Raw genomic sequence first — 24892 nt, 5'->3', positions numbered from 1 at the left:
GGCAGAATCCGCATCGCCGCGAATGATCCGGCAACCGTCGGCGTAATCTGCCGGGAGTGTGAGGAATCATGCCGGACGGCGAATCACAATCATCGCGATCGCGCCGGCAAACATCCGAAACGGACTATCGAGCGGTCTCTCACCGCTCGCGCATGATCGGCAGTCCGCCCGACAGTGAGCCGACAGCCGATGCCTTCACGCCTTCATTGACACACATAATGTACTCCTTGCTCGGATAAGACACCTGACCGGGGTGCCGCCCCATCATCCGGGGCCGGGCCTGTTCGCGGGTTCCCGTGAACGTTGACATCATCGTAGGCTCCGCGTCGCCGCGTTGGCAAACCCGCGGTTATACATAGTTGTTATGGCCTCGTATCAACCCTATATTTGTTCACGATGACAGCGGCGACAACCGTTATGGCGAATATCACGACATTGCCGATGATCAGCAGACGGTTCATCGTGTACAGCAGCCATGCGATCAGCAGCAGGTCGACGAGCAGCGCGACGATGCACAACGCCGCGAGCCCGGATTGCGGCACGCGGCCGAGCAACGGCAGCGAGCGGAATGCGCAGAGCGATGAGCCGTCGCGCAGTATCAGGCGCAATGCGGCGACGGCGACCATCGCCTGCACCACGATCATCAGAATCGTGACGCTCGACGACACGGTTTTCGCGGAATTCCCGGCGATCAGCGGGCACTCCGCGGCGATCATGCCCACCGAAAGCAGGCGCACGGGAGCGCCGGTCCGAGCGGAACGCTCTCCCAGTTCGCGCGGCAACCATCCGTCCGCGCAGGCCGAGGCGACCGGATACGCCATGCAGCCGACTGCGGCATTGAGCGTGGTGAGCAGGGCGAACGCGGAGCCGCCCACCACGAACGCGACCGTCACCGGAGCCGGGACGAATGCAGACAGGCTGACGGCGAGATCCCGGTTCGCGACCTGGGCTATCGGCAAGGCGCCGGCATCGGCCACGCAGATCAGCGCATACGTCACGACGACCAGCAACAGCGAGACGCGCATCGCGCGGGGCACCGTCACCCGCGGACGGTCCGCGACCGCGGCATAGTTCGCCACGCCGGCCACCCCGTTCATCATGAACGTCATGTACACGCATGCGAACAGGAACGCCAGAGGCGAGCCGAGAAACGTGTAATGCGCGAGATTCGCGAGCCGCACGTGCGGCATTGTCACCGCAACGTACGTGCCCAACGCCGCCGCGAGCAGCACGGCCATCACCAGTTGGGCGATGGCGGCGATGCGGGCACCCAGCATGTGCACGCCGAGGAACAGCGCGACGACCAACGCCGCGGTCAGGCGTGTCGGCAGCGTGGGCAGGCCGAGCAGCTGCGCCGCGGACAGCGCGTACGCGGAGATGTCGAACACCAGAAAACACAGGATATAGGCGACGATGCCACCGAACACGGGCGGCAGCAGCGTGCCGACCTGCTGGTACTGGCCACCCGGGTAATCGCCGGACGAGCTGGCCAGCAGCTGCGGCACCAGCGCGAACGCGCCTCCCAGGCCACCGACCAGCGCGGCGAGCCACAATCCGGTGCCCGTGATGCCGACGCCGATGCCGGCCATCGACATGACCCCCAGACCGACGACATTGCCCGCGCCAAAAGCGGCCAGATGAACCGTGTGCAGTGAACGTGATGATGCCATGATGCCCCTCCCCGGCCGAAACCTTCATGACAACTGAACCACATCATGCCGGCGATGAGAACGCCGTTCCCATATGAAAAATCTATGCTGCGTTCAAGCGCCACATTGTTCGATCGCGGATGGCGGGGCCGGGGCTCGTGTCCGACGACCCTATCCGCGGCGCATATCGCCCGTCGCGCGTCAGCTGCTGGTCAGGAACGTCTCGTTGCCGCGGGTGAAATCAAGCACCGCGCCGGCAAGCTCGACCTCGCCCGACAGATCGGGGTCATCGGCGAGCAACCGCCCAGCACGTTCGCGCGCGTCGGCGATGATCTTGACGTCCTTGACCACGCGCAGCAGTTTCAGACCGGACTTGCCGCCCGACTGCGCGTCGCCGAGCACGTCTCCGGCGCCGCGGAACTCCAGATCGGCCTGCGCGATCTGGGCACCGTCGAGCGTGCCCTGGATGACCTGCAGCCGCTGCTGCGCGGGACCGCCGTCCTCAGCCCGCGAAATCAGGAACGCCCATGAATCCGTGCCGCCGCGCCCCACGCGCCCGCGCAGCTGGTGCAGCTGCGAAAGCCCGTACCGGTCAGCGTCGAAGATCACGATGCAGCTGGCCTGCGGCACGTCCACGCCCACTTCGATGACCGTTGTCGCCACCAGAACCGGCGTGGCCCCATCCGCGAAATCGGCCATGACCTGCTGCTTGGTCGCGTCATCGTCGCGGCCGGTCAGCGTCGCGAAACGGACGCCACGGAACTGCGGCAGCGATGACAGCCTGCGCTCGATCTCGGCCACGGAATGCAGCGGCGGCCGTGACGGAGCACCGTCACCATCCTCCTGCGATGGCGCGCTGGCGGCTGTGTTGGCGGCCGCGGTGGCGGATTCGCGCCTGTAGGCGTCGGAATCGTCGTACACGCCGATCTGCGATGCCCCACTTGTATCGTCATCGCCGTCCGATTCATCGTCGGCATCGATACGCGGGCAGACGACATACGCCCGCTCCCCCGCGTCGATGCGGCCGCGGATGTGGGCGAACATGGAGCCCATCATGCGGCCGTCGTCTTCAGGCACGATGAACGTGCGGATGGGCTTGCGCCCACCCGGCAGCTCGGTGAGCCACGAGATGTCCAGATCGCCGAACCAGGTCATCGCCGCCGTACGCGGGATCGGCGTCGCGGTCATGACCAGCAGGTGCGGCACGACATCGTTTTTGGTGCGCAGGGATTCGCGCTGCTCCACGCCGAACCGGTGTTGCTCGTCGATGACGACGAGCGCGAGGTTCGGGGCCTGGAACGTCTTGGAGAACGCGGCGTGCGTGGCGACGATGATGCACGGGTCGCCGCTGGCCGCGAGCGCGAGAGCACGGCGGCGGGCGGCCAGTTTCATGCCGCCGGTCAGCAGGATGACCGGCACGTGCCGCGTGTTCGCGTCCGACTGCGCGTGCGCCGCGCCGTCTTGTTTCCCACTGCGCGCCCCACTGTGTTTCACGGGATGTTTCACGGCCGTGCGCCCCTTGGCATCTCCGTCATCGGCAGCGGATTCGGCGACCTTGATCAGGTCGGCCGGGTCATTGGGAGACAGGGCATCGCGGGACGGGTCATCGCCCGTCTCGACGCCGTCAATCGCGCAGAGCATGGCGCTGATGGTCGCATGATGCTGCTCGGCGAGCACCTGAGTGGGCGCGACAAGCACCGCCTGATGGCCGGAACCCGCCGCCTGCAGCATGGCCGCGACCGCGACCACGGTCTTGCCGGAACCGACCTCGCCCTGCAGCAGGCGCTGCATCGGATATTCGCGGGCCATGTCCACGCCGATATCATCGATGACCTCCCGCTGGCCGCCGGTCAGCGGGAACGGCAGTGATTCGATGAACCGGTCACGCAGCGCCACGCCCGCACAAGGCAGGGCCGCATCCTTGCGGACATTGCTACGCGACTGGAGCAGCGCCGTCTGCGAGACGAACGCCTCCTCGTAGCGCATCGTGCCGATGGCCCGTTTGAAATCCGCGGTGCTGAGCGGGTCGTGGATGGCCAGGAACGCTTCCGCGCGATGCAGCAGATGATTCGATTCGCGCACCGATTCGGGCAGGACGTCCGGGATCGCGCGGGCCAGGCCGACGGCCACGGCGTTTCCTGACCGAGACTCGGCATCCGCTGGAGCGGTTCCGGCGCCGCTGATGCCGCCGTCTTCCATCGGTTTCATTGTTTGCGGGGCTTCCGTTGCCGCATCGCCCGGGAGATCCTGCCCGGTTCCGGCCAGCAACTCGATGCATTGCACTATCGACTCATGAATGTGTTCGCTGGAGATACGAGACGACGCGTGATACACCGGTCGGGGTCTGCTGATGCGACGCAGGCCCGCTTCGACGGTGTCGGCGTCGTATTTCAGAGCGCTCATCTGCACGACACCGGAGTATTCGCCATCAGCCGGACCGGAGCCGGGAGCGACCGTCATTATTTCGGGATGGGTGAACTGCAGTTGGCCGTTGAACTCGCTCGGCTCGCCGGCGATCACCACAATCGCGCCGGAACGCAGCCGCATGCTCAGCCAATCGACATACTGCTTCTTGTACGAGAAGAACACCAAACGGGCGGCGGCCCCCGCGATATGCCGGGAAACCGCGAAATCCCCGTCATCCACCACGGCCTCGAGCCGGTAGCCCCGCCGAACGTTCATCGGCACGACCCGCATGCTGCGCACCGACGCGGAGAACGCCATTCTCTCGCCGATACGGGCCTCGCGCAGTGCCCGCAGGGGCACCGGATCGGCGACGCGGAACGGATAGTAGGTCAACGCATCGCCCACCGTCACGACGCCAAGGCTTTTGAGCGCGCCGACACGCCGCTTGTTCGTCATGATCGACGACATGGTGGTGTTCAACGTGATGCTCATACGTCCCTATTGTGGTGTGCCGGCGGGACGGCATCGCATTGTCCCCTCCGCCAGCGGATATAAAGAGGCCCCGGAGTCTTGCGACTTCCGGGGCCTCAGTGAAACGTTATCGCGCGATGTCACGCAACCACACGCTGAACCTTGCCGGCCTTGAGGCACTTGACGCACACGCGGACGCGAACGTTCTGGCCGTCAACGGTGGTACGAACCGGCTGCAGGTTCGGGCGGAAGGTGCGCTTGTTGCGGATATGCGAGTGAGAAACGGTGTATCCGACCTGCGGACCCTTGCCGCACACTGCACAACGAGCTGCCATGATGGACTCCCTTAATAACCTTGATGTTCAAGTCTTCCGTGTTCCAGCACGGATGCTTGAACACACAACTTCACAATAATAGCGCCAAACACAAACAAATGCAAATCAAGCGCGTATCATTGCGGCTTTCACCTACACATCCACACAATATCACCCGTCTTGACTATTGCCGCATCCAGCAACTCTTCATAAAATCACGGTAAAACGGTTACTGTATGGCATACGATACATGCAACGCGGCAATCGTCAAGGAGGAATGATGCTCAATTCACTTAAAGGCCTGCTTTCACGCAAAAACGACGTGCCCTCCCCCACAGTGATCTCGTTGGGACAGGTGTGGGTCGACATCATGATGGACATCGACGCGATTCCCCAACCGGGCGGATTCGCCGTCGCGAACCATACCATGCCGTCGGTGGGCGGCAGCTTCCGCGTCATGCAGGCGGCCAGCCGGATTGGGGCGGCGACCAAGCACGCAGGCGTCATCGGCAACGGGCCGTGGGCGTCACTGATCCGCAAGGCTCTCAACGACAACGGCATCGAGCACATCGGCCAGGACCGCATCGACGCCGATTCCGGTTTCCGTCTGGTGCTCAACGACAGCGAGCGCAAGACGTTCGTCGCCACGTATGGCGCCGAATCACAAGGCAACGAGAACACGTTCGACTGCGTGGAGCCCGGCGAGGGCGATGTGGTGCACATCAGCGCCAACACGCTGATGGATCACAGCGCGTCAGGCATCGACGCCTTCCTGCATCGCACCTCTTCGGACCCGACGACGCGCGACTACAGCATCGTGCTCAATCCGACCAACACGCTGCACATGGTCAGCGACCACCTGCTGGAGGATCTGGTGCTGGTGCGGCCCATCTGGTCCTGCAACCGTCAGGAGGCCCGCACGCTCGCCGACCGGCTTGGCGTGTTCGTGGACGATTCCCTGTCGATGACCGTCGGCGGCGGATTCGACGACTCGATGAAGGCGCTGTGCAACAGCCTCGGCGCCACGCTGCGCGCGCCGCTGGTGGTTCGTGCGGGGTCGCGCGGCGCGTGGGTGCGCACGCCGGGCGGCGAAGTCATCCATGTGGAGGGGTATCCGACGAAGGCGACGCACACCCGTTCGGCGGGCTCGTGCCACACCGGTGCCATGTGCGCACTGATCGCCCGCGGCTGGTCGCTTGTCGATGCGGTGAAGATCGCCAACGCGGCCGCTTCGCTGGGCATTCAGCGTTCCATCAACGGCGTTCCGGACTGCCCCGGCTATGACGAGGTCATCGCCAAGCTCGAGGAAGACGAGACTCCGGCCGAGGCCGCGAAGTAGCCATTCCTCGCAGCGTCGCCCGGCCGATATGGATTGTTGCGCAACGCTGTCGTTCCGTTTGCGTCCTTAAGTGCGCGCCGAACGGACGACTCTGCGCACATAGGGACGCAAATCGGGTGTTTTGCGTCCCTATGTGCGCGCACTTGTCGTTTCGGCGCGCACTTAAGGACGCTATTGGACCAATCACCGTACCGATGACCGCTCAGGCGCGGCCACCCCACGGCGTCTGGCCGACAATCCCCATATCGCGGGCGAGCCTGCGATGCAGTTCCTTCGTCAACGGAATCAGATCGCTTTCCAGCGGATAATTCAGAAAAACGCTGCGGCAACGGCATGTAATTCACCCGCAACCATATGTAGATTCGTCCATCCATCACGATCAGATTCGGTCTGTACGGGCTCATCTTCAGCAGTTCGACCACGTCGGCGGGCACGCCGCCCTGCTCGCTGGTGCGCTGAAACATCTTGCGACCCTGATAGATGGTCGCCCACATGAGTGGGCCTCGTGGCACCGTGCACGGGCATACCAGGAACACGATATCGGTGCCATAGCTGGGGTTCGCGTCCGATATGAACTGCATCACGTCATAGTTGAACGTGATCCAGCCGTCCTTGCCCCATGTCGTATGCGGCATTTCGCTACCGACCGTCCTCAGCTTGGAAATCTTGGCGAACCACGCCGGAGGGAAGTGCACGTCCTCGTCCAGCGGCGTCCAACCGCGAGCGAACATATCCGCCCGCCGCGCCTCTTCGATGGGATCGGGCTTGCGCCACGCATAATAGGTGTACCAGATAACGAACGCCGACCCCGATGACGATCGCCACGATCGACGCGGCCCATTGCGCGCTTGACCCGCCCAACCCGTCCGACTCCCGCCGGCCCGCAACAATTCACCCGCAATTCATATGGAAACTTGGTATGCCGGAAACGGCACTTTACGATATATATGAACACGACGTCAGGAGTCCCCATGAACGACAGCATCGCAGCCAAACCCACCGATGGCCCGGCAGACAGTGCAGCGGCCGGCACAGATCCGGCCCTCACCGCCACCGCGAAACTCACCCCGCGCGAGAAGAAATGGATCATCTACGACGTGGGCAACTCCGCGTTCGTGCTGCTGTCCACCGCGGTGATTCCGATCTACGCGAAATCGCTGATGCCCGCGGACGGCAACATCGTGTCGGCCTGGGGCTACGCGCAGACCATCGCATCGCTGGTCATCGCGCTGCTCATGCCGCTGCTCGGCTCGATTGCCGACGTGCAGGGCATGAAAATCAAGTTCTTCCTCGGCTTCTTCGGCACCGGCGTCGTCACGTGCTGCGCGATGGCGCTTCCACTGACGTGGCTGCCGTTCCTGGTCGTGTATATCCTCGCGACGATCGGACTCAACGGCTCGCTCACGTTCTACGATTCGATGCTGATCGACACCACGCCGAACGAACGCATGGACAAGGTCTCCTCGCACGGCTACGGCTGGGGCTACATCGGCTCGACCGTGCCGTTCATCGTGTGCATCGCGTTGATCTTCGGCGGCCCGGCGCTGCCATTCGGCTGGACGACGACCGGCTGCACCCGCGCATCGTTCATCATCACCGCCGTCTGGTGGGTCGCGTTCACGATCCCGCTGATCTCCAGCTACCGTCAGGAGCATTACCGCGCCACACGCGACCAGCTGGGAACGGCCGTGCGCGGCACCTTCCGCGAGCTTGGCGGCACCTTCCGCAAGATAGTGAGGAACAAGCCGCTGTGGATGTTCATGCTCGCGTTCTTCTTCTACATCGATGCGGTGAACACGGTGATCTCGATGAGCACCTCGTACGGCGCCGAGCTGGGCATCGACTCGACTCAGCTGGTGGTGGCGCTGCTGGTCACGCAGTTCGTGGCGTTCCCATGCGCGATCCTGTACGGGCGGATGGCCGGGCGGTTCGGCTGCAAGGCGATGATCGTGGCGGCGGTCGTGGCCTACATGTGCATCGTGTTCTTCGCCGCGTTCTTCCTCGTGTCGGCCGCGCAGTTCTGGATCCTGGCGATCCTCGTCGGCATGTTCCAGGGCGGCATCCAAGCGCTGAGCCGCTCGTATTACGGCAAGATCATCCCCAAGGACCACGCCAACGAGTACTACGGCTTCTACGACATCTTCGGCAAGACCGCGAGCATTCTGGGCACGTTCCTCGTGGCCACCACCACGTCGATCACCGGCAACGCCTCCCTCGGCGTGCTTTCCATCGCCATCCTGCTGGTGTTGGCGCTCATCTTCCTGCTCCTGCAGAAGGACCCAACGCAAGCGTAATGTCACCCATCAATCAGCAACAGGAACGCCGAAGCAGCGATGAAACGGCATACCCTACCGCCCGAGCCGCGACCTGAAACAATTTAGCCCTGCACAACGCACATATTCTGACAGGGTGGTAGTTGTCGCAAATTCTGCGACAACTACCGTTGGTAAATCGAACGCTATAATCAGAAACTTTCAGATGCTGAGTTCCATGCAATACCCCCTGTGACCGCAATGCGGGCAGGTAAGCTTGCGTGTCTTGGGCGTGTGTGCGGCGAATACGAACTCTCGCATACCCGGCTGGAAGGTCTCATGGCAAGCCGGACATAGGTACTGCACGCGGGAGCGATAGTACTTCATCGCCGCAACAGTGAGCGCAATCGCCAGCAGAACGGCGACCGGCAGCGGCCACCATACGTCTGTCATCACACCAATGACGAGGCATGCAATTTGCAACAAAGTCGCGGGCAATGTGATTGCCAGCATGACCAAATATGTGGTGCGCAGGGAATGAGTGGTTGTGGTGTTCATAACGGTTGCCATGTCGGTTAATGTTGACGATACGAAGTCAGACGCCGAGACCGTCAGTGCTTTGCGCAGCTGCAAGCAGTCATCAAGACGTTGCTTCTGCTCGGCGATACCCGACTGCAAGGATGCCGTCTGCTGATCCAGCAAATCAACCAGCACCCGTTCCGGCCGCTCGTCCGACAGAATCGAGCGAATCTGCTCCAGCTTGAAGCCGAGTCCTTTGAGAAAAAGGATGACCCGCATCCGCTCGACCTCTGCAGTCCCGTACAGCCTTCGGCCGCCGTCGCTGATCTCATTGGGAATCAACAGACCTTTGGCGTCGTAGTACTGCACGGTTCGCACACTCACACCAGTGAGTTTGGCGATGTCCCCTGTGGTGTATCGGCTGTCCGTTTCATCGTCCATCGACATGGCCTAACCTCCTTTCACCAAGCAATATGCCGCATTACGCAACGTCACAAGCAACATATGACGCAACGTCGACCACAAAACCTTCACATATAAGCGGACTGTAGAAAGACATCCGACCATCGCAATTGCGCACTGGTTCACAGTGAACACCCCGAACCAGTTAGACGGCAGAACAGAATTACAGCCACACCTGTTCTTCAGGCTTTACCTCGCCGACCGCATTGGCCACACGTATGGCATCATTCCGACTCAATCTACCGGCGAATCCCTGTAGATCCGACCGGCGGAACCGCACCAGCTGCGCGCAGCGAGCGGTCGTCAGATGGGTAAGCCCGGCATGCTCATACTCGGGCAGTTGCACATCGCCCGCCCCATGCCAAGTTGGATTGCTGGTCAGTTTCACAGCCACTCCACCGTCGTCGTCGGCTTGTATGACGATGGCGGCCACGTATGGTTGCGTGATTTCGTCGGATCATCCTCGAACCGCACCCGCATGCGATACACGTCGAAGACATGCAGTTGCTCCGGAACCGGCATCAATTCCGGAATATCATGATTATTCGCCATCGCGCCACGCCTTGGGCAGTACGGCAACACCATCGGAGCCCCGGCTCGGATTCAACACCATGGCGTTCGGCACTTCGACCACCGGATATCCCTGTTCGTCGACCCCACGGTACGTAACTCCATTGGCGGCAACATGTCCCGCGTGAGGCAGCACGGGTTCAGGCGCCCTCACCTCGAACGGAATACGACGCTGCGACACCAACTGCACGCTGGCCATATTCACGAACGTATTGAAATTCAATCCCATGGAATCAAGAATGGCGTTCACTTCGGCTTTGAGATCATCATCCATGCGAACAGTGGTAGTGCTCATAATGAATCCTTTCTAAAGCCAATTGTATTACTAATGACTTCTTTTCTCAATATAATCCGTAGGATGCTTAACGCTTTTGCATCATGACCTTGACATCGGGACAATCCCACGCGAAACCAATCTCTGCCTTTGCGCTCATCAGCTGGGGAGCTCACGGTCACACTCATGCGTCGCAGACCACGAGCCTCGCTCGGCGTGCTGTCTATCGCGGTGCTGCTGGTCGTGGCGCTCGTGTTCCTGCTTCTGCAGAAGGATCCGACGCGAGACTAGAGACGCCTGCTAAGAGCGGGCCGCATGCGACCCGCTGAAGGCGCGTACGGTATCCATGTACTCGTCCATGCGCACCAACAGCGCGAGATGACCGCCGTCACCATGTCGGCGTGCGACGCAGCATCGATCAGCAAATCGGCCATATGCCGCTGATACGGCTTGCTCAGCAACTGCTTGAGGACATCGCACAGGCCCTGCATCAGCCGCCGTTCGCCAGACGACAGGTCTTGCGTCTTGCGCATCACGGCCCACGCCATCAGACGCCGGTGCAGCGGCATCGGTATCAGGCGAAGCGTCCGCTTCCACTTGCGATGGCACGCGCCAGTTCGGCGTTCGTCGCGAACCGCTCCTGATAATCGAAGGTGATGACCGAGCAGTCCTCGGCGAACCGTTCAAAATGCAGGCAGAACAGTCGGACAGCCCGATTCCGCCCGGCAGGAGCACAATCGTTGCGCGGGCGGAGGGATTGCGATGATACCGGTATGCGAAGGGTTCGCCATCCGGCAATCGCATGGTTTGCAACGGATACCGCTCACGAGACGCGGCGAGATCATCCATCGGCCGTCCTTTCCTTGCTATTTCGTCCGCCCGGGCTGCCCGGCGCCTTGTCCGTCGTCGTTGCGCCTGCGATAATCCTTGACCAGCTGGATGATGAGGCTCGCTATGCCGCACAGCACGCCGCCGATCGGCCACGGCAGCCAGAACAGGCCCACGGAGCTCCAGTCGTCATGCAGCATCCACGGCCCCAGAAACAGTAGGCACAGGGCGGTTATCGTGGCCAGCGACATGATGATGCCGCATACCGCACCGGTCAGATTGTCGTAGAAATCATGCCCGGCTGCACGCTCTTTCTTGCCATCGGTATCGGCCTTCTTGTTGTAGCCGTCGATGTCGAGCATGCCGTGCCGTATTCCGCAGTAAACGAAACTGAAGACGGCGACCGAGTACAGCATCAGCATGATCGCGTTCGGCCATCCATCGCTGATGCCCAACACGTCATCGGCGTACACAGTCACCGCTATGCCGATCAGGATTGCCGCTATACCGCCCACGATGCCGACCACCAGCAGACGCGTCTCGCGGCTGCGATCCTCATCGGTGTAGAAATCCTCGATATACGGATGGCGGCGTTTGAACTCGGCGTGCGACATGCCGCCCGGGACCAGCATCGCCAGCCCGGCGATCACACCTATGCAGATGCACAGGAACGTGAGGAAGTCATTGAGCCGCGTCACGCCGAGGATGGAGTTGCTTGAATCGAACAGATTGCAGATACCGACCGCCGCGATGATCGCCGCAACGCCGCCGGAGATGAGCAGCGCGAACCGGCGGCGATGCTCGTCGTAGCCGGTCAGGTCCTGCGGCAGGGTGGCCGTATTGGCGTGCACGGCGGGGCGGGGCGAACCGGTTCCGTACGGTGTCTCGCCGGTCGGCACGCCCGTGAGGCTTGGCTCGATGGCACCGGCCGCACCGAGATGCGCGGGCTCGTCGGCGTCGCCTATACTTCCCTTCGCGTTCCCCGCATGTGCAGGGCTCCCGGCATCTTCACCGGTCATGCCTCCGACAGTCGTGCCGCAGCCGGTTGCCGATGCGCCGTGCGAGTCCGGCCGGCTGGTGCTCACGCTCACGTCGCCGAGCACGAGGTCGTCGAGCGTGCAGCCAAACAGATCGCAGATCATGAGCAGCTTGTCCATTTCGGGGTAGGCCTTCTCGGATTCCCATTTCGAAATGGCCTGCCGCGAGACGCCGAGCAGCATGGCCAGTCGCTCCTGGGTCATGTTGCGTTGGGCGCGCAGGTATTGCAGGTTGGTGCGGAAGCTCATCGTCAAATCCCTTCTCAAGTGATTCCATCATGTCATGTTCGGCCGATGACCCCACTATGGCACGCCGTCCGCGCCATCCGCCACCATCTTACGGTTGCAATCGCCGACCATGCCCCGCAACCGTGCGCAACCACAGGTTGCATCGGCGGAATCCCGCCGTTTTGATGTCCTATATCACAATCCTCACGAAGTCGATTTTCCCCGCCACAACCGCCGCCATGCCGTATCGAGGTCGAGCGAGCGGCCCGGCAGCTTGGACCAGGTGTCCAATCCGTCCCCATATCTGCGCGGGATTAAGTGCACGTGGAAATGCATCACCGACTGCGCCCCATGATGGCCCTTCCCGGTGGCAAGATATGCAACGAATCGTCCTCAATGATACAGGCGCGAGTATGGTACCGGGCCAATCGGGCATCAAGCGAAAGCAAGTCTCGGGATTCCGGGAATCCGCATCATGCGCACTTGTGCGGGAATATGAGTCATCCTCGCACAAACATCATCGAGAACGATCACCGCACTATGCGTCGTACGAATCATCATCACGCACCGAATCATCGTCGTCGGGCATGACCGCGACGGTCCTGACCTCGGTTTTCAGCAGGTACTTCTCGGCGAAGTCCAATGTGGTGGACACCATCACAACCCCCTTCTTGACGTGCGAACCATTGATATGGCACCGGCGAAGCCCCTTGCCGCCGGCACCCACCATCGAAGCACGTCGCAGGGCGCGACACAAGACCGCGGACATATGAAAAATCTATGGCTCGCTCAACCGACGCTCTCAAAACTCGCAGATATAGGCCGTCATCGGGCAGCTGGGCCAGATACGGGCGCAGACCGGTACCGCGATACCAGTCGAGGATCGCCTCATACCCAGGCAGCGCATGGTAGTAGTTCGTCTCCCACACGTCGACGTGCGCGGAGAGCGGGGCGAGCAGATCATAGTATGCGCTTACGTCGAAATTGTCGCCGCCGAGATTGCAGTAGCGGCGTATCTCGCTGATCCACTGCCGCCATTTCGGCTCGCACGCGGTCTCGCGCATGATGATGTGCGGCGGCAGGTTGATGTTCTCGGTGAATTGCGCCGCCGCGATGCCGCCGGCGTTAAGCCGTCGCAGCATGGAGGGCAGCACCCGTTCATGGTTCGGCACCCATTGCAGGCAGGCGTTGGAGAAGACTACATCGAAATCGGTGTCGAGCTCGTCGAGCGACCCGGCGTCCAGCACATCGAAATCGCAGTCGGGGCGGAGCTTGCGCGCCGAGGTGATCATGTCCGGGGAGCTGTCGATGCCGAGGATCCTCGCCTGCGGGTATAGGCTCGAAAAAACAAGAAACGCCCCTCCCGGAAGGAGGGACGTTCTGTTCTGTGGAGCTAAGGGGATTCGAACCCCTGACCCTCTCCATGCCATGGAGATGCGCTACCAGCTGCGCCATAGCCCCGAAAACCGACCACCGTAGCGGCCGTGGGTGATGTAGGAATCGAACCTACGACCCCTTCCGTGTGAAGGAAGTGCGCTAGCCGCTGCGCCAATCACCCAGTGCACACCGAAGTGAACTTCGGCATCCGTGGGCGATACAAGATTCGAACTTGTGACCCCTTCCGTGTCAGGGAAGTGCGCTACCTCTGCGCCAACCGCCCGGGTCTGCGTGCCGACCGGCCGAATCGCTTCAGCCAGCCGAATCTGCGAGCGGACAACGGGACTCGGACCCGCGGTCTCAACCTTGGCAAGGTTGCGCTTTACCAACTAAGCTATGTCCGCAATGTCACCTTGACAGGCAACAGGGGAATACATTACCCGACCGCCTGTACAAACGGGACAAAAATCGCGACACGCCTGAAATTCCGCGGAATCGGTCACCGCTCTTTGTTGCTGACGGGCAGCCCCCCCCCAAAAAAATGGTATTCACGAACAGCAGGTTGCACACACCGAACGCCACGGTGTTGGCCCGCGTGCCCTTGTAGATGCCCCAACTCATCACCGTCATCGGGATCATCCATGCCAGCGGGAGCAACGTCCATCCCAACGCGACCATCGAGATGATGTTGAGGATGAATGCAGTGAGACGCAGGTTGCGGTCGCTATTCGTCATCGGGTACGCGCCCGGCGAATACGGTTGCCGTCCGGCGTCACCTGCTGCGCCGGCGCGAAGTCACCGGTCCATTCCTCGCCATCCCACCAACGCATCAGCGAGGGATCGCCCGATGGGTCCGGATACCAGCCCGGCGGCATGTTCATGATTGCTCCCGTCCGGCTCGGGCCGCTTCGCTCCGGCTCATGCCGCTCGCCTGTATCTCGCCCGCGCCTCGCCTATTCCGCCCGTCACCTTCATCGGCCACGAATCACCGCGCCGCGCCACCGAAGGCGCGATACTGGCAAACCTGCCTCCATCGTACAGCCCCGGCCACGCGCGACGCACATAATGCGACATCATCGCGCCGCATGCTCGCCCCCCCCCGCCCCCCCCGAATGCCGCCTGTCGCGCGGTTTTTGTACCGCGCTGAGAGTATTCAAGAGAGTATGACAGTAAATTCCTCGACCATGGTCAAAGAGTTCACCAATCCGCTGAAGGAACCGATCGACGACGATATCAACCTGTTTGATTTCCTTGACCGCCGCGCCCAGCGCGACCCGGACGGCTCGACCGTCGAATACAAGGCGGACGGCGGCTGGAAGTCGTTCTCCGCGACGCAGTTCCGCGACCTGGTGATCGCCCTGGGCAAGGGTCTGATCGGCTTGGGTGTGAAGAAGGGCGACGCCGTGTCAATCGTGTCGCGTACGCGCTGGGAATGGACCGCGCTCGACATGGCCATCATGGCGGTCGGGGCGCTCACCGTCCCGGTCTACGAGACGAATTCCGACGCTCAGGTGAGCTGGATCTTCAACGATTCGCAGGCCACGATCGCGTTCGCCGAGGACGACGGGCAGCGCGACAAGATCGAATCCATCCACGATGAGGTGCAGTCGCTGCGCAAGGTGTTCGTGATCGAGGCCGGCGCGCTCGAAGCCTTGCAGGCGTATGGCAAGGAAGTGAGCGACGAGGAGTTCTGGGCGCGCAAGAACGACGCCCACGGCGACGACCTCGCGACGATCGTCTACACGTCCGGCTCCACCGGCACCCCCAAGGGCGTGGAGCTGTCGCACCGCAATCTGGCGTTCCTGTGCCTGTCGGCCATGCAGTACATGCCCCGCGCCTGCGCGTGGCCCGACCGCCGTCTGCTGCTGTTCCTGCCGCTGAGCCACGTGTTCGCGCGGTTCATGGAGCTGCTGAGCTTCTGCGGCACGCTGACGTTGGGACTGAGTTCCGACATGAAGACGATCGTCAAGGATTTCGAGTCGTTCGGCCCGACGCTGCTGCTGGCGGTGCCTCGCGTGTTCGAGAAGGTGTATAACGCAGCGTCGCAGCGCGCCGGCAAGGGCATCGCCGGCAAGATGTTCCTGCGTGCGGCGGACGTGGCGCGGGATTGGTCGAAGGCCGAGCAGGCCGGCGAGAAACTGCCGTGGCGGGGGCGCCTCGCCCACGGGTTCTACGAGTTGGTGGTGTACAAGAAGATCCGCACGATTTTCGGCCCGAACGCCGACTTCGCCATCACCGGCGGCGCCCCGATGGACGCCAACCTTTCGCACTTCTTCAACGGCATCGGCATGCCGCTGCTTGAGGGCTACGGCATGACGGAGACCTGCGGGCCGGTGTGCGTGAGCCTGCCGGAGAACAATCGGATCGGCACGATCGGCATGCCGATGAGCGGCGTCACCGCGGGTATCGCGGACGACGGCGAACTGTGCGTACGCGGCCATCTGGTCTGCCGCGGATACCACAACCATCCCGATGTGACCGCCGAGCAGATCGTCGACGGCTGGCTGCACACCGGCGATCTGGGCGACATCGACGAGGACGGCTTCATTTCGATCACCGGCCGCAAGAAGGATCTGATCATCACCGCCGGCGGCAAGAACGTCTCCCCCGGCCTGTTGGAGGCCGCCGTGATGACATCGCCGGTTGTGAACCAGTGTCTGGTCATCGGCGACCGGAAGCCGTTCGTGGCCGCGCTGGTCACGTTGGATCTCGCCGATGCGAACGCGTGGCTGAAATCGCAGGGCGCTCAGGAGGAGTCCGACCTGGCGTCGCTGGCCCGCAATCCGATCGTGCACACCGAAGTCGAGCGTGCGGTGAATCAGGCCAATGAGGGCGTGTCTCGCGCCGAGTCGATCCGCAAGTTCGAGATTCTGCCCGACGAGTTCACACAAGACAACGGCATGCTGACGGCCAGCCTGAAGACCCGCCGCGCGCAGATCGTCGCGCACTACCGAGAACTGATCGACACTGTGATCTACGTGCCGAAGAAGAAGTAGGCTCACCCGGCCTGCAGTCGCCACGTTGTTTCCTGTTTGCTTGTTCCAGTGTTCGCGCATGCGGTTGCCGTTGGCCGCTCCCGCTTTGCGGTTGCAGCTCGCGCGTTCGGGTCCGTTGTATCCGTCGCGCCGGTCGTTATGTCCGAGGTCCCATGCTTGGCCGCGGGTGACGGGCAGGTGGCAGTGGGTGTATGAGCATCTGCGTAGTGCCATTTGTTGTTTGCCTAGTCCTGCGGTCGTTAAGATTCACTGCGTGTCGCGTGTTCTCGGACTGCATATCTCTCGGCTTCAAGCAGGTCGCCGAACGCCTCGGCATAACCAGCGGCGGCCTGCTCAACCTCAAGCTCCCCGAACCCGACGCCATGATAGGCCGCACGCGCGGCTGGCTCCCGGAGACGATAGACGGATGGAACACGAAGCGTCCCGGTCGGGGCGTCGGCGGAGGCAGACCCCGAAAAAACAAGTGACTGGCATACGCGGTTGGCTTCGAACCAACGACCTGCGGTTTTGGAGACCGCCGCTCTACGTCTGGTGCGCACCAAGCGGTATATGCGGCGTTCGGCGCGCCGCGTCAATCAGCCGACGGCACGCCTGCCGCGGCAACCGAAATCGTCTGTGCATCAACACTAACAACCGTTCGCGCGGTTCGCTAGAGGTCGTGAGGATTTTTCGCCTTTCGCGCTCTTCCCGGGCATGCCGGCCGCGCTTGGGCCGTGCAGCCGGCTTGGAATCCAGTCGGCACAGGGTATCCGCAGGGGAAGCTGCGCTGCGTTTGCGCCGGCTGCTTTCACGCATCGGCATGACTCATTTCGCTCGCGACGCGCCGGCCGGGTACGGCGCGGATGCCGAATTACCGGCATCGCCGCGGCGTCCGCAGGCGCGTTGACGCTGGCCACGTCGGCGTTCATGTTCCGATTCGTCCTTGACACGCAGGCGCCGCTTTCGATGATGAAACTGGTCAGGGCCGGTAAGGTTCCCGGCGCCAAGCTGGAGGGCGCGCGCCGTGATGCAGCCGAGGAGGCAAGGGCCGCATTGGTCGACGGTCGACCGATTCGTCAGCGATGCGCTGGCCGGATGAGCCGTAAAGCCCGACCGGCTGGGCCATTTACGGGCTGTGGAGGGCGAACAGAACGCGAAAATACGGGTTGAAATAGCCGAGATCCACAATTCCCCGTGCGAAATCGCCGTTTTTCGAGCTCAAAACGGCGATTTCGCACGGGGAATTGCCCAGAACGGCTATTTCAACCCGTAATTTGACGAGGATGATGGGGGCAGATAGGGGGCAGCGATTGCGGTTGGACGCTTTCACTTCGCGCTGAGCCTTGCCCGGCTCATGGCTTACATTGTGGTCGCATCACTGCCGTCGGAGCTGTACGAGGAACCGGAACCGCTGGAGCTGCTGCCGGAGCCACTGGAACCACTGCCGAGCTGGCTGTCCGACTTCCCTGAGCCGCCATACTGCTGAAACTGCCTATTGCCGAATTGGCCGCCGCTGGGCGGCTGCCCCATGCCTCCGAGCATCTACATCTGCTGGCTGCTGCCTGTGCCATCTTCGTCGTCGGTCAGCGCGTTCACCGCGAGCGCTCCACCGACGCCGCCCACGAGGCCGCAGACCAGAGACACCACGGCGAGCAATGCCCACGTCTTACCGCTCAACGCGTGTTCGCCGCCCTTCGAGCCTTTCGGTGTCGGGACCTGACCGCCCATTGCTCCAGGCACCGGCCCCCGGCCGTTCCAATCCGCATACAACGGCATCCGGCCGCCCTGCGCGTTCGCATCTGGTGTATTCGCGCCCTGCATATTCGCGTCCTGCGCGTTCATGTTCTGGCCACTCACCGCTTGCATATTCCCCGGCTGCGGATTCATTGCCTGCGTCGGCGCATTCTGCGCGTACCACGCCGCACGCGATCCCTCGCCGTAGCTCCCCGGCATCGGACCGTTCGGCGCATAGCCGGAACTGCCCGGAGCTGCCGCGAGCCTATACCCAGCCGAGCCGTATCCGGCGGTTCCGCATCCAGCAGCCCCGGTCCCGGCAGCCCATTCGGTATCTCCCAGACCAGCCGCACGATTCCCCGCATACTCGTCTGTACCGCCGTTGTCTGCCGCAGCCCGGTCACCATCAGCCACAGCGGCGTCATTTACAGCCGCTTGATGCTGCTCCGAACCGGTGACGTTCGCCGCAACCTCGATAGCGACGCCCTCGATGGCACCATCCGCGCTGTTGCCGCTCTCGCCGCCATTCGCATTGTTGACATTGTTGCTGTTGTTGCTGGTCATGATGACTCCTTTGAAAACTGACTGATGAAGTGATTGCTGATGTTGATGTCTGGCACGCCGCCATGGTTATGCCATCGTCCACGCTGTCGATGTGCCGAACCGGCTGTCGAACTCGCTGCGGTCGATGGTGTCGCTCGACAGCTCCGTGTCGCTCCCGGCCGAGACCGAGGTCGAATACGAGCCGGTCACCGTGACGGTCACGTCGCCGCTGCCGGAGACCACGGTCTTGCCGTTCGCCACGATGGTGACGGTGTTGCCGTCGCCGCCGGAAGCGACGTTGAGCGCGGAAATGGTCGTATCCTTCGTCACCACCCACGTGGACGTGCCGTCGACATTCACAGTGATGGGGGCGTCGCTCGCCGTGCCCGTGCCGGAGCCGGCCGCCGCGTTGTCCGTGAGCGTCGCCGCGTCGGTGTCGAAATCAAGCTCAGTGTTCTGCAGCACCACATCGGCGGTCGTGTTGGTGAAGTAGAACATCGACCCTGATCCGATGGCGGAGCTGAGTGTGGAATCGACCGACTGGAACGTGGCGTGCTCGCCGGTGCTGGCTTCCGCATCGCCCGAGGTGGACTGGTAGATGATGGTGCCATTGGCGATCGGGTCGGATGCGGTTTTGCCGGTGACCGTGCTTTCCAACGTCGAATCCTTGATCAGGATCGTATTGAGGCCTTCCATGCCGGCGATCTGGCTGCCGGATGAGGTTCCGGAGACGTTGTTCACCTGAATGTCGCCGGTGGAATACAGCAGCGGGGAGCCGGAGCCGGCGGTGCTCAGCGTCGCATCGGCGAGAGAGATCGATCCGCCGCCTCGATCGGTGGCGACGATGGCGCTGTGGCCGCCCTGCGTGTCCGCGGTGATCTTGTTCGCCGATATCGTGCCGCCGTAGGTCGCGTCCAGCCCGCGTGAATTGTCGGCCATGGTCTCAATCGATGTGTCGTTGACGAGCGCCGTTCCGGAATCGGTGGCGAAGACGCCGTTCGACCCGGAGCTGGAGGCGGTGATGTCGGTACCGTCGATGACGGCGGTGGAGTCTTCGCCGACGGTGAGCGACACCGAGTAGCTGCCGGAATAGTCGTATTGCATGGTGTTGGCGCCGCCACCGAAGTTGCCGCTCGGCGGCTGCATGGTTGAGGCGGGGCCAGCGGAACCGGCCGAGAGGTGCCGAATCAGCACCATGCCGCCGGGGCTCGCGCACAGGCCACCCGTGAGGGCGACCATCCGCCTCGTCGCGATTACCGGCGGTCGACGCCGCCGCGAGCCGCCGGGGCTCGCATGGGGTTGCATGTCATGGGGTTGCATGGTCGTCGTCCTTTCCTTGGATTGACTCCATTGAACGACGGCTTTCCTAGCGGCCCCTGCGCCTGACGTTGAACCGTCCTGCAACCTTGCGGAACGGTTTCCGAATGTTTTCTGATGCTTTCTGGATGCTCTTAGGCGAAACCGCGCTCTCAAAACTCGCAGATACAGCCCCAGAATCGACATTTTGGGGCTGTATCTGCGAGTTTTGAGAGCGCGGTTTCGCCTACAATCCGTATTCCTCGCGCACGAAGCGCTCCAGCACCGGAATCGACCGCTTCACCTTGTCGGTGTCGATGCAGTAGGCCATGCGGAAGTACCCGGACACGCCGAAGCTGTCGGACGGCACCAGGATCAGGTCGTATTCCTTGGCCTTCATGCAGAAGGCGTTCGCGTCGGCTTCCAGCGCCTTCGGGAAGATGTAGAACGTTCCGCCCGGGCGCACCACGTCGAAGCCGATCGAGGTCAGCGCATCGTACAGCAGGTTCATGTTCGTCTCGTACACGCTCAGGTCGCTGGTCTCGTCGATGATCTTCGCCACGGCGAGCTGCATGCTGGAGCTCGGGCAGTTGTGGCCGGTGCCGCGTGAGATCTGCCCGCACATCGGCACGATGAGTTCGGCGTCGGTCGCCCGCGGGTTGACTGCCACGTAGCCGATGCGCTCGCCCGGCAGGCTCAGCGACTTCGACCAGGAGTAGCAGGTCAGCGTGTTGTCGTAGAACTTGGCCGGGTACGGCTGCGTGCCGCCGTCAAACACGATCTCGCGGTAGGGCTCGTCGCTGATCAGGAAGATGTCGTGACCGTATTCGGCCTGCTTCGCCCGCAGGATACCCGCGAGCCGGTCGAGCGTTTCGGCCGAATACACCGCGCCGGAGGGATTGTTCGGCGTGTTGATGAGCACGACCGTCACCTCGGGGTTCAGCGCCGCCTCGAACGCCGCGAAGTTGATCTGGAAGCTCTCGATGTCGGCGGGCACGACGGTCAGCCGCGCGCCCGCGCCTTCGACATACGGATGGTATTCGGGGAAGTATGGCGCGAACGTGAGCACTTCGTCGCCGGGCTTGGTGACGGCCCGCAGCGCGTGGGCGAGCGCACCGGCGGCACCCGTCGTCGGGAAGATATGGCCGGCCGTGTAATCCATGCCGAAACGCCGGTTGAGGCTTTCGGCGATGGTGCGGCACGCCTCCGGGTTGCCCAGCGACGGGCTGTATCCGTGGAGCGCGACCGGATCGGCGGTCTCGTACATGTCGATCATCGCCTTGGTGAAGCTGGACGGGCACGGCACGCTCGGGTTGCCCAGCGAATAGTCGAACACGTTGTCGTATCCGATTTCGGTGCCCCTTGCGGTCGCGTATTCACTCAGGGTTCGAATGACCGATTTGCCGCCGAGCATGGCTTTGTATGTTTCGTTGATCATGGCACAACCTCCCCGTTGGACTCTGGTTTCGTTTTTACCACCGACCACGCACAACAGGGCATGTCGCCGGTTGTTGCTGGGTTCGCGCGGGTTGGGAACCGGGTATATTGACGGGTAACCGGTCACCCGCCCGGCCCTTAGCGGCTCCGGACGACAAGCATAGCCCCGCCGCGGCGGAAAGGAGGCGCACGACGCCCAACATCATCGATTATGCACGTTCCGAGACCCGCCCGTTCGGCGTCGACGCACCGTTCAACGCCGTCGACGCGCTGGTGCTGGCGTCGCTTGTCTATCAGGACATGCCGGCATGCGTGCGGACTCTGGCCGATGTCGAGGCACGATCCGGCACATTCCGCAGACGTCTGAGCAGCATCGACGTGCGCCATCCGGTGCGCTCGATTCGCCATTTGGCCGCCCCGGAGTTCGGCGACGCAACGCTGGCTTCGGTGTCGGAGGCGCTGACCCCCGATGATTTTCATGTGGAGAGCGGCCATAACGGCCTCGCCGACCCGCGCCTGACGCAGGAGCTGTACGCCGCCATCGGAGTCAATCCGCGCTTTGCCTGCGTTCGCGTGGACGCATCCGATGAGCATTTCAGCGAGGAACAGCAGATGCAGTTCGCCGCCGTGACCATGCTGCTGCCGGGCGGCACTCTGGCGGTGGCGTTCCGCGGCACGGACGACTCGTTCGTGGGTTGGAAAGAGGATTTCAACATGGCGTTTCGCTACCCGGTGCCCGCACAGCGTGCGGCGTGTGAGTATGTGTGCGCCGTGGCGCGCCTGTGGCGCGGCCCGATGGTGCTGCTGGGGCATTCCAAGGGCGGCAATCTGGCCGTGTATGCGGCGATGAACGCGCCCGAGCCGGTGCAGCGGCGTGTCACGGCGGTGTATTCGCTGGACGGGCCGGGGTTCCCGTCGCAGATCGTCGGCAGCGATCCGTATCGGAGCGTCATGCCCCTCATCGTGAAGATCGTACCGGACTCCTCGATTGTCGGCATGATTCTGGAGACGCCCGAGCCGATGCGGGTTGTACGCTCCGACCAGAAGGGCGTGATGCAGCATCTGACGTTCTCCTGGCAGGTCTCGGGCAATGATTTCGAATATCTGCCGCAGGTGTCGCCGAGTTCCCAGCTGTTCAACCGGTCGTTGAACGGCTGGCTGGAATCGTTGAGCACCGAGGACCGCGAGCGCGCGGTGGACGCCCTGTTCTCCGTGCTGCGGTCGAGCCATGCCGACAGCATTTCCGATCTCATGGCGGCCGGCCTGAAGGCCGTTCCCACGATGATCAACACGTTCGTGGGTCTGTCGGAGGCGGATCGCCGTCATCTGATCGAGGCGATGGGGCTGCTCATGGCCGCGGTCCGGTCCCGTTCCTCGCGGTAGCCGTCTCGTGCCCGAACTCTGTTTCGCCAACCGAGAAAAATGGACAGTTCGCCTATTTTCCGATCATCCGCCTCACGATCCGCCCTACAATAATCCATATCACACATATAGACATAGTGCCCAATAAACGATAGCCGCACGCCACGCAGGAAGGGAACCATCATGCCGCGCCCACGCAAGGATTCCGAGATACTCTCCGCGACCGAACGCCTCGAAAACGCGTTCTGGGAGCTGCTCGCAGACCACGAATACCGCAAGATCACCGTCACCGAAGTCGTACGCGAGGCGCATGTCAACCGCAACTCGTTCTACTACCATTACGCCAGCCTGCCGGAGCTGGCCGATTCGGCGATCATGCACGCCGTAGAGCACTCGACCGTGCAGGCGCCACGCGCCGACCTCAATCCCGACATCGAATGGAGGCGCCAATGCTCCCTGGTGATGAACGACCCAGTTCAGCGGCAGCGGCTCGACCGTCTGGCACTGCTCGCCGGCAGCCATAGCTCGCCCGAGCTCATCGAGTCACTGAAGGACTTCGGCCGTCTGATGATCATCAACGACCTCCAGCTCGACGCCGGCAACCTGGATCTGAAAACCGACCTGATGCTCGACTTCACCGTCGGCGGTATCCTCGCGGTGCTGCGGCGGTGGCCGGAGCTGAGCAAGAGACTCTCGGTCGACGACCTGCTCAACGAGGATGTCGCCGTGCTCGCCATGGGAGTGTACCTGTCGATGTCAAAGGAGAACATGCTGGCCTACTGGAGCCGCATTTTCAAAGGCGACATTCCAGGAGATTTCAAAACCGCCCACTAAAGTGGCTTGCAGAGCAGTCGCCGCCGCGGGGTGCGCGACGCGGACGCGACCCTGGAGGCGACATGGATCAGATACTGCAATGGTTCGAGGCGAACGCCGGGAAAATCATCTTCCTGCTGGTGGCGATCGTCGCCGCGCTGTTGATCACCAAGGGACTGGCACGGGTGATGCGCAAGGTGCTGGATCGGACGGACATGCCGAGCGCGTCGATATTCATCAACATCATGCGCGTGCTGGTGTGGATACTGGCCGCGTCCATCGTGCTGCAGCCGGTGTTCGGCATCAGCCCGACAACACTGATGACCGCGCTCGGCGTCGGCGGCATCGCCGTGTCGCTGGGTCTGAAAGACACCGTGGCGAACGTGATCTCGGGCTTCGGGCTGATGCTCGGCAAGGTGATACAGCCGGGCGATCTGGTGTCGGTCGCGGGGACGGCCGGCGTGGTCAAGGACATCACGTGGCGGCAGACGGTGGTGCGCGAGCGCAATGGCAACGAGATGGTCATACCCAATTCCGTGCTCAACACCGCGTCGCTGGAGAAGCTCACGCCGTCCAATGAAGGATGCGTGACGATGACGTTCACCGCGAAGGCCGGCAGCGACCCGGCGCACGTGACGGAGGCAGTGAAGCGCGCGGTGGCCACGGCCACCGCCGAATTCGCGCAACCCGGCAGCGAACCACTCGTCAAGCTCACCGGTTTTTCGCCGTACGGCATCGAGGTGCAGGCGCTGGCGTTCACGCGCGACGGCGTGTTCCTGTCCACCATGCGCGACGCCATGGCCCGCGCGATAGCTGGATGCGAGTTCGTGGAGCAGCGCGCCGCGGTCGGCGAATAGGGGTCGCGGCGCGTTCGGACTTACGCGCGAATCCGGGCACCACAGCGCCTACACACGCACCATGCAGCGTCACGCTGTGCGGGTCACGTCACGCAGAGCGAACGCACAGAGTGACGCATACTCCAAAAACGTTGAAAAATAAGGCTTCT

The 24892-nt window shown here is 62.6% G+C and carries 19 protein-coding genes, 5 tRNA genes and 1 pseudogene; 8 read left to right on the top strand and 17 right to left on the bottom strand.

Going from position 1 to position 24892, the window contains the following annotated elements; all coding sequences use genetic code 11:
• Positions 1 to 362: 362 nt before the first annotated feature.
• The 3 genes from BBBF_RS01610 to rpmB form a co-directional block, all read right to left on the bottom strand.
• Positions 363 to 1670 carry an APC family permease gene (locus BBBF_RS01610; RefSeq protein ID WP_033510102.1) on the bottom strand — a complete coding sequence of 436 codons (1308 nt, stop codon included), beginning with the start codon at positions 1668 to 1670 and terminating at the stop codon, positions 363 to 365.
• A 180-nt stretch (positions 1671 to 1850) separates the two neighbouring features.
• Positions 1851 to 4547, bottom strand: coding sequence for an ATP-dependent DNA helicase RecG (locus tag BBBF_RS01605; protein WP_021647582.1), 2697 nt, complete (start codon positions 4545 to 4547; stop codon positions 1851 to 1853).
• Between the two features lie 119 nt (positions 4548 to 4666).
• Positions 4667 to 4861, bottom strand: coding sequence for a 50S ribosomal protein L28 (gene rpmB / locus BBBF_RS01600; RefSeq protein WP_003811837.1), 195 nt, complete (start codon positions 4859 to 4861; stop codon positions 4667 to 4669).
• 259 nt (positions 4862 to 5120) lie between these two features.
• On the opposite strand from rpmB, the gene BBBF_RS01595 reads away from it, so the two are divergent.
• Positions 5121 to 6179 (top strand): PfkB family carbohydrate kinase, encoded by a 1059-nt coding sequence (locus BBBF_RS01595; RefSeq protein WP_003811834.1) that lies wholly within the window; start codon positions 5121 to 5123, stop codon positions 6177 to 6179.
• 971 nt (positions 6180 to 7150) lie between these two features.
• A complete protein-coding gene (locus BBBF_RS01585) occupies positions 7151 to 8473 on the top strand; it encodes an MFS transporter (protein ID WP_021647579.1) in 1323 nt (440 codons plus the stop codon).
• Between the two features lie 180 nt (positions 8474 to 8653).
• On the opposite strand, the gene BBBF_RS01580 is transcribed toward BBBF_RS01585, so the two are convergent.
• From BBBF_RS01580 to BBBF_RS01570, 3 genes and pseudogenes are all read right to left on the bottom strand, one after another.
• Entirely contained in the window at positions 8654 to 9397 is a 744-nt protein-coding gene (locus BBBF_RS01580; RefSeq protein WP_003815788.1) for a MerR family transcriptional regulator, read from the bottom strand.
• Positions 9398 to 9575: 178 nt separating this feature from the next.
• Positions 9576 to 9964: pseudogene (locus BBBF_RS10565) on the bottom strand (hypothetical protein).
• A complete protein-coding gene (locus BBBF_RS01570) occupies positions 9954 to 10277 on the bottom strand; it encodes a type II toxin-antitoxin system RelB/DinJ family antitoxin (protein WP_003811820.1) in 324 nt (107 codons plus the stop codon). The pseudogene BBBF_RS10565 and the gene BBBF_RS01570 overlap by 11 nt, the downstream one beginning before the upstream one ends.
• Before the next feature lie 380 nt (positions 10278 to 10657).
• On the opposite strand from BBBF_RS01570, the gene BBBF_RS10055 reads away from it, so the two are divergent.
• Positions 10658 to 10900 carry a hypothetical protein gene (locus tag BBBF_RS10055; protein WP_172674991.1) on the top strand — a complete coding sequence of 81 codons (243 nt, stop codon included), beginning with the start codon at positions 10658 to 10660 and terminating at the stop codon, positions 10898 to 10900.
• A 222-nt stretch (positions 10901 to 11122) separates the two neighbouring features.
• On the opposite strand, the gene BBBF_RS01560 is transcribed toward BBBF_RS10055, so the two are convergent.
• From BBBF_RS01560 to BBBF_RS01525, 7 genes are all read right to left on the bottom strand, one after another.
• Complete coding sequence (locus BBBF_RS01560; protein WP_021647574.1) at positions 11123 to 12370, bottom strand: helix-turn-helix transcriptional regulator; 1248 nt, start codon at positions 12368 to 12370, stop codon at positions 11123 to 11125.
• Positions 12371 to 12921: 551 nt separating this feature from the next.
• Positions 12922 to 13779, bottom strand: a complete 858-nt coding sequence (locus BBBF_RS09225) for a methyltransferase domain-containing protein (protein WP_231855255.1) — start codon at positions 13777 to 13779, stop codon at positions 12922 to 12924.
• Positions 13738 to 13810 (bottom strand) — tRNA-Ala (locus BBBF_RS01550). The genes BBBF_RS09225 and BBBF_RS01550 overlap by 42 nt, the downstream gene beginning before the upstream one ends.
• A 24-nt stretch (positions 13811 to 13834) precedes the next feature.
• Positions 13835 to 13907 (bottom strand) — tRNA-Val (locus tag BBBF_RS01545).
• 30 nt (positions 13908 to 13937) lie between these two features.
• Positions 13938 to 14009, bottom strand: a tRNA-Val gene (locus BBBF_RS01540).
• 48 nt (positions 14010 to 14057) lie between these two features.
• Positions 14058 to 14130, bottom strand: a tRNA-Gly gene (locus tag BBBF_RS01535).
• Between the two features lie 327 nt (positions 14131 to 14457).
• Positions 14458 to 14607 carry a DUF2510 domain-containing protein gene (locus BBBF_RS01525; protein ID WP_003815803.1) on the bottom strand — a complete coding sequence of 50 codons (150 nt, stop codon included), beginning with the start codon at positions 14605 to 14607 and terminating at the stop codon, positions 14458 to 14460.
• A 282-nt stretch (positions 14608 to 14889) separates the two neighbouring features.
• Between BBBF_RS01525 and BBBF_RS01520 the strand changes: the two genes are divergently transcribed.
• Positions 14890 to 16722 carry an AMP-dependent synthetase/ligase gene (locus BBBF_RS01520; protein WP_033510125.1) on the top strand — a complete coding sequence of 611 codons (1833 nt, stop codon included), beginning with the start codon at positions 14890 to 14892 and terminating at the stop codon, positions 16720 to 16722.
• A gap of 260 nt (positions 16723 to 16982) precedes the next feature.
• On the top strand, positions 16983 to 17189 hold the full coding sequence (locus BBBF_RS01515; RefSeq protein ID WP_021647722.1) for a hypothetical protein: 207 nt from the start codon (positions 16983 to 16985) through the stop codon (positions 17187 to 17189).
• 1 nt (position 17190) lies between these two features.
• On the opposite strand, the gene BBBF_RS01510 is transcribed toward BBBF_RS01515, so the two are convergent.
• The 4 genes from BBBF_RS01510 to BBBF_RS01495 form a co-directional block, all read right to left on the bottom strand.
• Positions 17191 to 17271 (bottom strand) — tRNA-Trp (locus BBBF_RS01510).
• A 972-nt stretch (positions 17272 to 18243) separates the two neighbouring features.
• Positions 18244 to 18999: a hypothetical protein gene (locus tag BBBF_RS01505; protein ID WP_021647718.1), complete on the bottom strand. Its 756-nt coding sequence runs from the start codon at positions 18997 to 18999 to the stop codon at positions 18244 to 18246.
• A gap of 66 nt (positions 19000 to 19065) precedes the next feature.
• Positions 19066 to 20217 (bottom strand): autotransporter outer membrane beta-barrel domain-containing protein, encoded by a 1152-nt coding sequence (locus BBBF_RS09780; RefSeq protein ID WP_021647717.1) that lies wholly within the window; start codon positions 20215 to 20217, stop codon positions 19066 to 19068.
• 304 nt (positions 20218 to 20521) lie between these two features.
• Positions 20522 to 21712 carry a pyridoxal phosphate-dependent aminotransferase gene (locus BBBF_RS01495; RefSeq protein WP_003819738.1) on the bottom strand — a complete coding sequence of 397 codons (1191 nt, stop codon included), beginning with the start codon at positions 21710 to 21712 and terminating at the stop codon, positions 20522 to 20524.
• 107 nt (positions 21713 to 21819) lie between these two features.
• On the opposite strand from BBBF_RS01495, the gene BBBF_RS01490 reads away from it, so the two are divergent.
• From BBBF_RS01490 to BBBF_RS01480, 3 genes are all read left to right on the top strand, one after another.
• Positions 21820 to 23094, top strand: a complete 1275-nt coding sequence (locus BBBF_RS01490; RefSeq protein ID WP_021648261.1) for a DUF2974 domain-containing protein — start codon at positions 21820 to 21822, stop codon at positions 23092 to 23094.
• A gap of 162 nt (positions 23095 to 23256) precedes the next feature.
• Positions 23257 to 23907: a TetR/AcrR family transcriptional regulator gene (locus BBBF_RS01485; protein WP_021648262.1), complete on the top strand. Its 651-nt coding sequence runs from the start codon at positions 23257 to 23259 to the stop codon at positions 23905 to 23907.
• Between the two features lie 62 nt (positions 23908 to 23969).
• Positions 23970 to 24743, top strand: a complete 774-nt coding sequence (locus BBBF_RS01480; protein WP_003811792.1) for a mechanosensitive ion channel family protein — start codon at positions 23970 to 23972, stop codon at positions 24741 to 24743.
• The last annotated feature ends 149 nt before the right edge of the window (positions 24744 to 24892 follow it).

This window comes from Bifidobacterium bifidum ATCC 29521 = JCM 1255 = DSM 20456 (assembly GCF_001025135.1).
GTDB lineage: Bacteria > Actinomycetota > Actinomycetes > Actinomycetales > Bifidobacteriaceae > Bifidobacterium > Bifidobacterium bifidum.
This window is presented reverse-complemented; position numbering and strand designations above follow the sequence as displayed.

Bases quoted from the DNA above. Each gene is read 5' to 3' on its own strand.
- BBBF_RS01580 (WP_003815788.1), bottom strand. From the start codon at position 9,397: ATGTCGATGGACGATGAAACGGACAGCCGATACACCACAGGGGACATC.
- BBBF_RS01480 (WP_003811792.1), top strand. From the start codon at position 23,970: ATGGATCAGATACTGCAATGGTTCGAGGCGAACGCCGGGAAAATCATC.
- BBBF_RS01570 (WP_003811820.1), bottom strand. From the start codon at position 10,277: ATGAGCACTACCACTGTTCGCATGGATGATGATCTCAAAGCCGAAGTG.
- BBBF_RS01495 (WP_003819738.1), bottom strand. From the start codon at position 21,712: ATGATCAACGAAACATACAAAGCCATGCTCGGCGGCAAATCGGTCATT.
- BBBF_RS01525 (WP_003815803.1), bottom strand. From the start codon at position 14,607: ATGAACATGCCGCCGGGCTGGTATCCGGACCCATCGGGCGATCCCTCG.
- BBBF_RS09225 (WP_231855255.1), bottom strand. From the start codon at position 13,779: ATGGCATGGAGAGGGTCAGGGGTTCGAATCCCCTTAGCTCCACAGAAC.
- BBBF_RS01485 (WP_021648262.1), top strand. From the start codon at position 23,257: ATGCCGCGCCCACGCAAGGATTCCGAGATACTCTCCGCGACCGAACGC.
- BBBF_RS01505 (WP_021647718.1), bottom strand. From the start codon at position 18,999: ATGACCAGCAACAACAGCAACAATGTCAACAATGCGAATGGCGGCGAG.
- BBBF_RS09780 (WP_021647717.1), bottom strand. From the start codon at position 20,217: ATGGTCGCCCTCACGGGTGGCCTGTGCGCGAGCCCCGGCGGCATGGTG.
- BBBF_RS01610 (WP_033510102.1), bottom strand. From the start codon at position 1,670: ATGGCATCATCACGTTCACTGCACACGGTTCATCTGGCCGCTTTTGGC.
- BBBF_RS01605 (WP_021647582.1), bottom strand. From the start codon at position 4,547: ATGAGCATCACGTTGAACACCACCATGTCGTCGATCATGACGAACAAG.
- BBBF_RS01560 (WP_021647574.1), bottom strand. From the start codon at position 12,370: ATGAGCTTCCGCACCAACCTGCAATACCTGCGCGCCCAACGCAACATG.
- BBBF_RS01585 (WP_021647579.1), top strand. From the start codon at position 7,151: ATGAACGACAGCATCGCAGCCAAACCCACCGATGGCCCGGCAGACAGT.
- rpmB (WP_003811837.1), bottom strand. From the start codon at position 4,861: ATGGCAGCTCGTTGTGCAGTGTGCGGCAAGGGTCCGCAGGTCGGATAC.
- BBBF_RS01595 (WP_003811834.1), top strand. From the start codon at position 5,121: ATGCTCAATTCACTTAAAGGCCTGCTTTCACGCAAAAACGACGTGCCC.
- BBBF_RS01520 (WP_033510125.1), top strand. From the start codon at position 14,890: ATGACAGTAAATTCCTCGACCATGGTCAAAGAGTTCACCAATCCGCTG.